The sequence below is a fragment of the uncultured Fibrobacter sp. genome (assembly GCF_946062555.1).
Classification (GTDB): Bacteria; Fibrobacterota; Fibrobacteria; order Fibrobacterales; family Fibrobacteraceae; genus Fibrobacter.
In genome coordinates, this window is record NZ_CAMGVQ010000035.1 from 23,453 (window position 1) to 34,878 (window position 11,426).

General features: G+C 47.4%; 12 protein-coding genes. 5 read left to right on the forward strand and 7 right to left on the reverse strand.

Annotated features, from left to right (window positions below; all coding sequences use genetic code 11):
* Positions 1-8: 8 nt before the first annotated feature.
* The 3 genes from Q0P86_RS10825 to Q0P86_RS10835 all read right to left on the reverse strand — a co-directional run bounded on the left by Q0P86_RS10825 (position 9) and on the right by Q0P86_RS10835 (position 5,296).
* A complete protein-coding gene (locus Q0P86_RS10825; protein WP_295039388.1) occupies positions 9-1,349 on the reverse strand; it encodes an ATP/GTP-binding protein in 1,341 nt (446 codons plus the stop codon).
* Positions 1,350-1,430: 81 nt separating this feature from the next.
* On the reverse strand, positions 1,431-2,045 hold the full coding sequence (locus Q0P86_RS10830; RefSeq protein WP_295039390.1) for a DUF4391 domain-containing protein: 615 nt from the start codon (positions 2,043-2,045) through the stop codon (positions 1,431-1,433).
* Positions 2,045-5,296, reverse strand: a complete 3,252-nt coding sequence (locus Q0P86_RS10835; RefSeq protein WP_295039391.1) for a helicase-related protein — start codon at positions 5,294-5,296, stop codon at positions 2,045-2,047. The genes Q0P86_RS10830 and Q0P86_RS10835 overlap by 1 nt, the downstream gene beginning before the upstream one ends.
* A 129-nt stretch (positions 5,297-5,425) precedes the next feature.
* On the opposite strand from Q0P86_RS10835, the gene Q0P86_RS10840 reads away from it, so the two are divergent.
* Positions 5,426-6,349: a hypothetical protein gene (locus Q0P86_RS10840; protein ID WP_295039392.1), complete on the forward strand. Its 924-nt coding sequence runs from the start codon at positions 5,426-5,428 to the stop codon at positions 6,347-6,349.
* 124 nt (positions 6,350-6,473) lie between these two features.
* Here the strand turns inward: Q0P86_RS10840 and Q0P86_RS10845 are convergent, their stop codons facing one another.
* Together Q0P86_RS10845 and Q0P86_RS10850 are read right to left on the reverse strand one after the other, a co-directional pair.
* Complete coding sequence (locus Q0P86_RS10845; protein ID WP_291024115.1) at positions 6,474-6,959, reverse strand: hypothetical protein; 486 nt, start codon at positions 6,957-6,959, stop codon at positions 6,474-6,476.
* A 142-nt stretch (positions 6,960-7,101) separates the two neighbouring features.
* Positions 7,102-7,356: a hypothetical protein gene (locus Q0P86_RS10850; RefSeq protein WP_295039394.1), complete on the reverse strand. Its 255-nt coding sequence runs from the start codon at positions 7,354-7,356 to the stop codon at positions 7,102-7,104.
* Between the two features lie 49 nt (positions 7,357-7,405).
* Between Q0P86_RS10850 and Q0P86_RS10855 the strand changes: the two genes are divergently transcribed.
* Positions 7,406-8,194, forward strand: coding sequence for a polysaccharide lyase (locus Q0P86_RS10855; RefSeq protein ID WP_295039396.1), 789 nt, complete (start codon positions 7,406-7,408; stop codon positions 8,192-8,194).
* A 304-nt stretch (positions 8,195-8,498) separates the two neighbouring features.
* Here the strand turns inward: Q0P86_RS10855 and Q0P86_RS10860 are convergent, their stop codons facing one another.
* Positions 8,499-9,131 (reverse strand): nitroreductase family protein, encoded by a 633-nt coding sequence (locus Q0P86_RS10860; protein ID WP_295039398.1) that lies wholly within the window; start codon positions 9,129-9,131, stop codon positions 8,499-8,501.
* A gap of 141 nt (positions 9,132-9,272) precedes the next feature.
* Here Q0P86_RS10860 and Q0P86_RS10865 point away from each other — a divergent pair, with 141 nt between their 5' ends.
* The 3 genes from Q0P86_RS10865 to Q0P86_RS10875 are packed head-to-tail and all read left to right on the forward strand — an operon-like array spanning position 9,273 to position 11,025.
* Positions 9,273-10,328, forward strand: coding sequence for an XRE family transcriptional regulator (locus Q0P86_RS10865; RefSeq protein WP_295039400.1), 1,056 nt, complete (start codon positions 9,273-9,275; stop codon positions 10,326-10,328).
* Positions 10,325-10,843 (forward strand): hypothetical protein, encoded by a 519-nt coding sequence (locus tag Q0P86_RS10870; protein ID WP_294115750.1) that lies wholly within the window; start codon positions 10,325-10,327, stop codon positions 10,841-10,843. The genes Q0P86_RS10865 and Q0P86_RS10870 overlap by 4 nt, the downstream gene beginning before the upstream one ends.
* A complete protein-coding gene (locus tag Q0P86_RS10875; protein ID WP_295039402.1) occupies positions 10,840-11,025 on the forward strand; it encodes a hypothetical protein in 186 nt (61 codons plus the stop codon). Before Q0P86_RS10870 ends, Q0P86_RS10875 begins: the two co-directional genes overlap by 4 nt.
* A 1-nt stretch (position 11,026) precedes the next feature.
* Here Q0P86_RS10875 and Q0P86_RS10880 read toward each other — a convergent pair whose 3' ends face one another.
* Complete coding sequence (locus tag Q0P86_RS10880; RefSeq protein ID WP_295039403.1) at positions 11,027-11,386, reverse strand: hypothetical protein; 360 nt, start codon at positions 11,384-11,386, stop codon at positions 11,027-11,029.
* Positions 11,387-11,426 lie beyond the last annotated feature (40 nt).

Below are 11,426 nucleotides of genomic sequence, written 5' to 3' on the forward strand. Positions count from 1 at the left end.
GGGACCTGTTACAAATAAGGGAACGGAATGCCATCGAATTCACCGGAGAGATAGCGCTTTCTAAAATTCGTGACGTTTCGGACATCCGAAAATTCTACAAGCCGCTGTATCGTCGTACCTTTTTTCTTTGTCTTGTTTACGAAATCAATTTCTGAAATTCTTAAGATATCCGCATCCAGCAAATCCGTATTATGTGCCGTAAAGATTAGTTGGGCATTTTGGGTATTGTATCGTTTATTCGTAAACATCTGGACAATTTGCTGAAATACAAGCGAATGCAAAGAACGATCCAATTCATCGATGAGCACGAGTCCGCCTTTTTCTAAGGCTGCTAAAATGCTTCCCAGAACACCGAAAGCAATTTGCGTTCCCATGGATTCTCGATTAAAGTTGAATCTTACCTCTTTTTGCTCGTCATTCTTATGATACGAATACAGGTATTCTGCAAATGCTTCCGGCCCTTCCCGTCGCACCCCTATGGGGCCTCCTTCCAAAGGGTTTATTTGTAATTGGTACTCGCCTGCAGCGTCTTGTTCTAGTTTGGTTCGGTCTATTTCCAATCGTTCGATACCAAAATCCAGCTTTGTCGTTATTTTCTGCAATTTATCGAAAGCAGTTTCCTTTTGCCCTTGGTTCTTGAGTGCGTCTTCAAGCATTTTCATTCCAAGACCGGCCGGAATCTGGTTGTTTAATGAAATAAAAACCGATTTAAGGAAAAATTCCAATACATCAGCAATGTTCTTATTCAAAGCAGGGTACTTCGTTCCCATCAAATAAAGGAACGTTCTGTTCTGTAATCCATCTTTGTCGGAACATTCCACTCTCAAGAATTCTCTCAGGTCCTTTTCTTTGTAAGTTGCCGAAGAAACTTTGGAAAAATGAACCAGTTCGGAATCCTTTATTTCAAATATAGGCCGATTGTCGTCTTCCCGACCTTCATTTAAAAATTCATGAACAATCTTTTTTTCGGAATATTCGACACCATATGTAAAGATCGAACCGTTCAGAACAATTTTTGATTCGAAATACGTGGTTTCGTTATCAGAAATTAATAAGTTCGGATCAAATACAGGGACTGCACCATTCTTCAAAAATGGTTCAAACGCATCGCCAGTACCAAACTTTAATAGATGGTCGAATGCAAAAAATGCCTTTATAATGTTACTTTTTCCACCGGCATTCGCTCCGTAGATGGCAAGACATGGCACCAGACGTTCCGCTTTGTCTTCCAAGAAAGCCCATCTTGGCAAATCCTTATAGCCATTTGGGGCTTTTCCTTCCTCATATGTCATAGAAACCATGGTTTCTATGATGGATCGGAAATTCCTTATTTTCATGGAAATGAACATAAAAAGCCTTTTTTATGGGTTATTTTTAACCAATTTATAAAAAAATGGGGTGAAAAACGATAAGATGAACAGTTTTTTTGTTTATTTTACATCATTTTTCAATTGTAATTCCAATTCCTTAACTTGGTTTATAAGCTCCCTTTTGCGTCGGGGCTGTTTTTCCTTGTAGGCTTTCGCTTTCAGGTCCTCGATTTTCTTTTGCAGGGCATCGCGGGCATCGTCTGCCGCAATTTGTTCTACGAGGGTGTTTTCGCCTTCGATGGCAATGTTTCCGATACTCTTGATTAGTCCTTCCCAGACTTCGTCAAGGTCCGTCCCCTGCAATTCCAGTTTTGCGTTTTCTGCTTTTACCGGCTTTGTTGCATACAGGTTCTCGTAATATACTGCAAATTGCAGCGTTCCGTCAAGGACCAGCGCAAATACCATGTTTTGCGGTATTGCCTTGGCGAGCAGTTCCAGATTTTTCTTGCCGCAGCCGGGGTGTTTGAGGTTCAGCGTCAGCACGTAGATGCCCAGAACTTTTTTCCCGGGTTTTAATCCGGGCACGGTTGCTTCTGAAATATGGTTCGAGATGAACATCGTCGAGATGTCCGCATTGAACGCATCTTGCGCGGAGCGGTTCACCTTGAACTGGGTAAACACTCGCTCTTTGGAGAGTTGTCGCGAAAGTTCCGTATTTGCAGGCAGGCCGTACATTATTTCACCACGAAGAAGCTGATGAGTTCAAAGTCGTCAAGGCCGGCGGGCACTTTGTCAAAAAGTTCGCCCTGGTCGCCACCGAGGAAACTGTCGATGGCACTTTCTTTGCGGACATCTACGATAGATTCTACGGCCTTGTCAAGCAGCTTGGAGTAGCGATCCATTCGCTTGCCGTCGGCGGTCTCTTTGTTGAACGCTTTGCACAGGTCTTTCAAAGGTTCTACTTTGCCTTTACTCAGTGCGCGTACGTTATCTAGCAAATCCTTTGGTGCAAGGTGATTTGTAATCACGTTGCCGTCGTTGTCCAAATAAACCATGTAGAACGGATGCAGACGGTTTTTCTTCCCGATGTTGATTTCGCCTGTCTTATTCTTGAGTACGAAAATGACGCCTTCGGGGAGGTTGGCGGTCTTTGCTACGACAGCGTGGAGGCCATGCGGAGTGTGGTCGATATCGGGATTGTCCTTCATGTATTCAATCAGGTCTTGACGGAATTCGTTCAAGCCCAAATCCATGATGGATACACCCTTGTTCATCTCTTCAAGGTCAACAACTTCGTCGTGCAATCGTTTCAGCTGGTCGCGTCGGTAGTCAAGGTCGCCAGGTTCTTCGGGGGCAATCGGGTTGTCGTCGCCAGTAGAGGTCATCACGACGGCCTTCATCTTTGATTCTACACGGCCTTTCAAGTTGATGTATTCGTCTAGTTCAATATCCGGCCAAAAATTCACCAATTGGATGCTCTTGTTTTTGGAGCCGATACGGTCAATACGGCCGAAACGCTGGATAATGCGAACGGGGTTCCAGTGAATATCGTAATTTACGAGGTAATCGCAATCCTGCAAGTTCTGACCTTCAGAAATGCAGTCCGTCGCAATCAGGATGTCGATGTTTTCCTTGATTTCCGGATAAATGGCTTGCTTTTCTTTGGAGATGGGAGAAAACAATGTCAAGGCCATATTGAAATCCATTTTTCTCTTGGTCTTGAGTGTTGTGCGACCGTTTACATCTCCTGTGACCAGTGCTGAATGCAGGCCATATTTCTTGAGCACATGTTCAGCGACATTATTGTAGAGGTATTCCGCAGTATCACTGAAAGCGGAGAATACGATGACTTTACGGTTGTCGTTGTTGAACGGATGCTCGATTTTGTTGTCAATGTCGGCAAGCAATTGCTGTAATTTGGAATCGTGCTCCGGCGTCACGATGGAAATCATCTCGATAAGTTTCGTAATGGTTTCGCAATCGGCATTGAGATCACGTTCCCAGGACTTGTAGTCCAAATCGTCTAGGTGGATGCGGTTGTTTTCGCGACCGACGGTGATTTCGTCTTCGTCAAGACCGAGTCCATCAATATCATTGATTTCCAAATCAGCAACATGGTTGCGAAGCTTTTGGAGAATATGCTCCATAAACCTTTTCACATGACCAAGCGATGTATTGAAAGAATAGATAGAACTTTCAAGTCGCTTCAAAAGCTGCACTTGCATGAGAACGCGGATACCACGTTCTCGGTTAATTAGAGAAAGTCCTTTTCCTCCAGCTTTTGTTGGGGCGTCGTCCTCGTATTTATAGAGTCTGCTTGGTAGAATGTACGCCGAAGGTGAATACACGACAAGTTTCAGCTGTTGCAACAGGCTTATTATTGCACGGAAAGTTACAGAGGAATCAATGTCGGTAATGCCCGGGCGGCGGGCGATGGGCTTGAGGCGCTCTGGAAATGCGCCGATTTTGCTCGTGTCGTAGAACTTCTCGATGTGCTTGCGACTGCGTGCGATGGTGACAGAATCAAGAATTTTGAAAAAGTCAAAATTCAACATTCCGAGCAGTCGTTGCGTAGTGCGTTCGCTTTCTTCCAGCTCTGACCACTTGCTATAAGCAGATTGCGCCTGCTTGAAAATATCGGCGATGGTTCTGTCTCCAGTTCCGATAGCTTGTTCCAATTGGCTTGAATCACCTTCATAGGCAAGTTCCAGCTGGTTCTTGAGATCGTTAAAGCGGTTGTTTACCGGGGTTGCCGAAAGCATCAGGACTTTGGTTCGAACGCCTTGGCGAATGACCTTATTCATCAACTGCAGGTAGCGATTTTCTTTTGGGTCCTCATCGTCGCCCATGTCGGTGGTCTTGCCGCCATTGCGGAAGTTGTGGCTTTCGTCGATGACAATAAGCTCGTAGTTACTCCAGTTGAATCGCGCAATATCGATATCGCCTGAATAGCCCGAAGTGCGGGAAAGATCGGAATGGTTCATGACCCTGTAGGCAAAACGGTCGCTTGCAACAGGATTGTTCTTGTAGTTTTCGCGATAAGTGAGCCAGTTGTCGCGCAGCTTTTTGGGGCAAAGTACAAGCACGTTGCGGTTCTTGTTCTCGTAGTACTTGATGACCGAAAGGGCCGTAAATGTTTTACCTAGACCGACGCTATCGGCAAGAATGCAACCGTTGAATTTTTCCAACTTGTTGATAATAGCAAGGCTTGCCTCTTTTTGGAAATCGTAAAGTTTATTCCAGATGGCGCTGTTCTTGAAACCCGTCGCCTCGTTTGCTAAATCGTCTTCGGAAATGTTATCGAGGAACTCGTGGAAAATGTTATAGAGCGTAACGAAGTAAATGTAATCGGGCGAATTTTCGCGATAGACGTTCTCGATGTTTTCAAGAATCGTATCGGTGATGTCTTGCAACTTTTCGTCGTCGTTCCAAATTCTGTTGAATGATGCGAGGAAATTGTTCGATATGGGCGCTTCGATTTTATTTATGCCAAAACCCATATAGTTGCCTTTTTCAAGGCCGAGTTCCGTCTTGCTAAAATCGTTAATCGGTGTGAATGCCGTTTTTTCACCGGCAGGGTCAGACACGACTATGGAACCTGCGTGGACCACCTGGTCGGAAACATTTGTCTTGAATTTGACCTTGCGGCGAATCCAGTCTGCACATTCTTTTGCAATTGCTTTTTGCGAAAGTTGGTTGCGTAACTTGATTTCGAATTCTGTGCCGTATAAAGAACGTTCGCGGTTCAACTTGGGTATGTAGAATTCGCGTTGTTCCTTACCATTCTTGACAGCATCTGTTTTAGTGAACGTCGGCTTTGTAAAGATAAACCGAAGCTCTTCAACCTGTTCTAACTCTTTCTTTAGTGCTTCAAAAGCGTAAATAGAAAAACTTGCTGCAGCGATAGATAAGCGGCCCCTGGTCCTCAGAGTCGACTTCAGTTCGTCATTGAGGGTAACGGTTACATTGTCAATAAAGGTCGGCATTTGGTTTTAATGTAGTAATAATTTAAATGAAATAGTTTTTTCTCACTTGAACCATCCAACTTATTCGAATGATTATATTTGCCATATGATGAAGTTCCTTTTCCTGCTTCTTGCGCTATTCTTCGCGGCTTGTTCCGAGTATCCGGACATGGAACCGGATATTTTGGCTCAGCACATCTATTCGCAGAATCCGATTATGAGAAAGCCATTTATGAAAAGGCAGTCAAGCTTGAGCAACAGAACGGAGAGTCTGCACGAAAGGATTTTGTGGTCAATGTCCTTGCCCCGTATCTGGATGCCTTGAGCCGTAATGAGATTTACAAGTCTGGACCGGACAATGAATCTTTTGAACGCATTGTAAGCAACCTCTATGGAAAGTTTTTCCCGGATGATGGAGCCGCCCAATCATTATTTTCATTTATGAATGCGGCAAAGGTTTACTTTAGCGGGGAATCTTTCAATGTAGATCTCAAAAATACGGTCAACAGGAACCTGCTAAAATACGGATTGTTCCTGGATTTTGAACTGCAGAGTATGGCAAGTATCCTAAAAGTCCAAGATACGCTTTTGCCAATGACGGCGTACAAGGGGGATTCCTTGTCGGCAATAAACCTTAAACGTTTTATTCCTGGATTGATGCCCTCGAAAGCGGGCTACTATACCATAGGGATGAATTATGTCGTCGTCCTTGACGACATGATTGCGGCCCGCGCAGAATCCGATTCGCTAGAATTGGAGCAGGGGGAATTCTACAGAAAATATGGCGATAAACGCTTTGAACGTTTTTGGCGTTACTTGGGCCTAGATTTGAGTTTGCAGAAGGCGAGCGAAATCTACAATCGCCTTTTGAAAAAAGACCTCGGCGGGAAAAATTTCGCCTACATCAAACGGGTCGAAGAATTGAACACCGCCATCCACGAGACAAAACACATTGTTGACCAAATTGAACACCCGGAGTTGACGGATCTATACAACAACTATCGCACTATCCGCGAAAATGCCTACTTTGAGCCCCTAGATGAATTTGCCGAAAAAGTAGCAGGAAAGCTGTAGCTAAACAAAGTTCTTCTGAATCTCAGATTCATAATGTATTTTGGGGAAATGAAGATATAGTTCACTGTATTTCGTCGAAGTGAACTATTTTGGTTTCGCATTACAAAAGTCAAGTTTTATATTTTCAAAAGCTTTCCACCCACTTGCCGCGGGCGACGGCGCGGGCGTGAATGGGCCCGAGCATACGGCTGCCTTCCAGCGCCCAGAACACGAGGTAGCTCGACGCGAGATCGACCATGTGCATGCAGAACCTGGCGGTCGCAAGGTTATGCCGTTCACGGTTGAAGCACGACACCATCAGCAGGCGCCCGCTCTTCACGGCCTTCTTGCAGAAATCGGGCAGGGTATCCGGCAGCTTGCATCCCATGAACCACACGGCAGAACCGCCGTACTTCAACACGTAATAAAGAATTTCGCATTCCGACTGGGAATGAAACGTGCCGGCAATGCACTTGCGCTGTCGCCCCTTCGATATCGCCCACTGTTTCCTGATAATGCTCTCCGCATTATCCAACTGCCGCGACGCATAAACGCCGATGCGCGCATGCGGTTTCTGCAGCAGTTCCACATTGCCCATCGTCTTCATTCCAACAATTTCAAATTCCTTCATCTGTACTCCTATTCGGGTTTGTTTTTACCGCATAAAAAAAAGACCGCTTTCGCACATAATGCGAATTAACGATCTAAAAACACGGGCTCGTATTTAACCAGCTATCTCAAATATACAAAAAAGTGAACTTAACGAACCAACATTATCGGTTCCAGCCGGAATGCTCTTCGCCGTAATAGAGGGCGGCGTCTTCGGGGCCAAAGTCATCGGCTACGGAATCACGCGGCGAAAGCCATCCGCGCATTTTCTTGATGCGGGCCTTGCGAGCTTCTGCTGAAGTTCGGGCAGCACTGTTTGCAGCGTCTTGTGCGGCATCTTGGGCAGCGGGGGCTGCGGCAGGAGTCGCGGCAAAATCCGCGCCAGTTTCATAGTGCTTTTCGTCAAGTGAATCGGCCATACATTAAAAAGATAGTTTAATCTCCCTCGAAAAAGATTATTTTAAAAGTGTGAGCGCAAAAATTCGTAACACCTTTTCTGTGACGATGTTCGTCATTGCTGCCGTCTCAATTGCCCCGGCTGCCTTCGCGCAGACTGCGTCCGACACCGTGTCGTTCGTGAACTTCGAGAACCGCGAAGTCGGCGTGTATGGTAATGTGCAAGCCAAAGAAGACTTCAAGCGCAACGACTACGACAAAAGCTGGTGGTACGCCATGGACAAGAACAATGGCGAAAACTCCAAGATCGTGTACGACGGCGAGGAACACGGCAACGTGCTGCAGCTCAAGTACCCCAAGGGTTGCGTGGGCCCGAATGACAACGACACGCCCGCCTGCGCCGCGCAAATCATCCAGCCCCTCGTGAAAACCGCCGACACCATGTGGAGCGCCTACGACATATTCTTCGAAGACGGGTTCGAGTTCCAGCTCGGCGGCAAGCTCCCCGGCCTATGCGGCGGCAAGTGCTACACCGGCAACGCCATGCCTGAAATCGGCGACGGCTGGAGCGCACGCATCATGTGGCGCAAAGATGGCAACGCCGTGCAGCTCATCTACTTCATGGGGCAAGAGTCCGTATACGGCGACGATTTCAAGTGGGACTTGAACGGCACCATCCCGCAAAAACAGTTTACCACCGGCACCTGGCACCGCATTGTGAACAAAGTAAGTATGAACACCATCGTCTCTCCCGGCAACGGCGACAAGAACGGTCACGTGCAGACCTGGTTCGATGGCGAACTCGTGCTGGACGTAGATACCCTCAGGCTCCGCGACTACGACACCGTGAAAGTCGACTAGTTCTACCTCTCCACGTTCCACGGCGGAAGCAGCGCCGAATGGGCCCCCACCCACGACTGCTTTATCCGCTACGACAACTTCACCGTATCGACGGATTCCATCGCCGTGACGGCAAATGCTCCGGACACCAGCGGCACCTGCGAAGGTGAAAATTGCGGGCAAGGCACCGAACGCATCTGGATGCATCGGCAGGACCGCCTAAACGCGACACCCGCCAAAGCATACCGCGTTGGCGGAAGCTTGATTGGCAGGAGAAAAGCGAATTACGAAGTGAAAGTGGGAAGATAGGTTACACGATTTTTGATCACTTCGCGTAGCCCACGGGGTTGTTCAGCAAGGGCACCTGCGAGTCAGAAAGCTTGAGAAGTTTCTTGATGGCGGGAACGTCCATGGTCATGCGCGGGCGGGTCACCAGGCCCATGCCGGCACAGAACAAATTAATATTCTCGCTCACGATGCCCGCGTCGGTTCCCATCGTCACCTTCGCGCGGGCGTCGCTGCTGCCGAACTTGGTCTCGTCTGCAACGATGAGGATGCTGACCGGGGCCGCCTTCGCCCAATCCTGACGGTCGGCAACGAGCCCCCTGTGGTCACCCTTCGCCACCTGCTTCAGAGCGTTTTCCTTGTTCAGGTATTCCGAGACGCCCTTGCTCGTGAACACGAACACGCGGATTTCCTGGAAGTTGCGGGCAGTCGGCGACGTGAGCTTGCCATCGGCAGGGCGGTTCACGCCGATAGCCGCAAAAAGCAAATTCGAAAGATCTTGGTCACTGAGCATCTTGTCGTTGAACTCTGTGCCGGAAGCCCTGTCCCAGAGCGCCTCCATCACAGGCTTGCCGCCGGTCTTTGCCGGAGCGGGAAGTTTTTGGAGCTGCGCCATGGCAAGCGTACTGCAGATGAGCGTTGCCACAAGCGTGAGCGCGAAACGGTTTTTCATGGGGTACTCCTTGAGGAACAGTCGGGTATTAATGTACTTAATATTGGGAAAAATGGCAAAAAACCAAGGCAAAACAGTGGTAAATTCATTTATTTTACAAATTCTATAAAATAACATATATTTGTAAACAACGGAGGCGCTATGGCAAATCTTTCCATTTTCACTGCTAGGCTTAAAAACGCCCGAATTATGAAAGGGCTCTCCATGGACGAACTTTGTGCGGCCATGGGGAATGTCGTTTCAAAGATGGCGATTTCAAAGTACGAAAACGGCCAGCTGGCACCGAACAGCAGAGTCATCATCGCTCTATCCAAGGCGCTGGGCCTGCCCATTGACTACTTTTTCAGGCCCTTTACGGTGCAGGTAGATTCCGTGAGGTTCCGCAAGAAAAGCACGCTCCCGCAGAAAAAGGAAAACAGCCTCCGCGAAACCATCGCCGACCTGATGGAACGCTACATCAACATCGAGGAAATCTGCAGCACCGCCGCCGAGAAACTCCGCATACCCCAAATCAAGGCCAATTCAGCCGAAGAAGTTAAAATGGCCGCCGCGATAGTCCGCAAGGAATGGAAACTCGGCCTGGCAGGCATCGTGAACGTAATCGACCTACTCGAAAATCACGGCGTAAAAGTCATCGAGATTGACGCACCGGAATCTTTTGACGGCATGAGCAGCCTGGTCAATGAAAAATTCCATGTTGTCATTCTGAACAAGGCTTTTTCCGTCGAACGGAAACGCTTTACCGCGCTTCACGAACTCGGGCACCTCGTACTTCGCTTCCCCAAGTCCATCGACAAAAAACAAGAAGAGTCTTTCTGCCACCTGTTCGCAAGTGAAATGCTTGTCCCGGAACCCGAGCTCAAACGGATTCTCGGCAGGGCCCGCAGGGACATCTCGTACCAGGAACTGAGAGCCATCCAGCTCGGTTACGGAATTTCTTGCGACGCGATCATGTACAAGGCGAAGGAATGCGGCATTATTTCAGAACAGCGCTACCGAACCTTCTGTATCCAGAAAAACAAGGCGACGAAATTCAAGGCCCTCATCGAAACGTCGCTATACCACGACGAAGAATCCACCAGGTTCGTAAGCCTGGTCTATAAGGCGCTGAGCAAGGAACTCATTACCATATCCAAGGCGGCAAGCCTGCTGCATCAGAACATCGAACAAGTCCGTAGGGATCTCGCACTAGTATGATCGAAGAACGGATTGTCATCAGTGACGCGAACGTCATATTTGACTTACTTTCAGTCCAATTGCTGGAAGCGTTCTTTGCCCTACCCTGCGAAATTTGCACAACCGATTTGGTAATTAGCGAAATTGAGAGACCAGAACAACAACAGATAATTCAGAAGTTTATTAAATTGAAAAAGTTGGGTGTCGCGACATTTGAATTTGACGAGTTTAGCGAAATTTTGCTTCTGCAATCTAAAAGCAAAAACAACACATCTATTGCGGATTGCTCCGTTTGGTATTATGCCAAAAAGGTTGATGGACGGCTTTTGACGGGTGACGGCAAACTTCGTTCCGCCGCAGAAAAGGACAACGTGAAAGTCTCCGGCATCCTTTACCTATTTGACAATTTCGTTGAATATGGATTATTGTCGGCTTCGGAAGCTGCGGAGAACCTGAAAGCTCTGATGACCATAAACATGCGATTGCCTAAAGCAGAATGCGAAACGCGGATTGCAAAATGGAGAAAAGGCTTATGACCCAAAAACTCTGGAACAAATGCAAAAAGTGCGGCAGCGACAAACCCGAAGACACCGAAAAACTTTGCGAGCAATGCAAGGCAAAGCGGCGGCAATTCTGGAGCGACCTCAAGAAAGTCGGCGGAGTAGCCGCTGGCGCGTTACTGGTGGTTTTTGCTGGCGGGAAGATGAGGAAGAAATAATTTAAAACTGATTGCTCGTGAGATGGAATCCGCACCCTTTGGGGCATGGGTAAACGCGTAGCGGAATTCCTATTTCTTTAGAACGATATTCCGCGACAATTTGCGCTTCACCCTCCGTTGAATAAAGCATCTTCCTTTTTCCATCTTTTCCGCAACAAGTGCATTCTTCATTTGCAGGAATCGAACCGTCCACATCCTTCGCCAACTTCGTTATTTTTCGCTTCAATTCCTTTGATTTAGATGCTTTAATCTTTTGAGACTTTTGTTCCGAAACCCATTGATTCACCTTCTTCGAAACATACTCGGCATCGGCACGCTTTTGTCGCTCTTCTGCAATAAATGCCTTGATTTTATTGTCCAAAAAATGGTTAAAACCCTGCACTTTCAGTGCAGCGACTTTC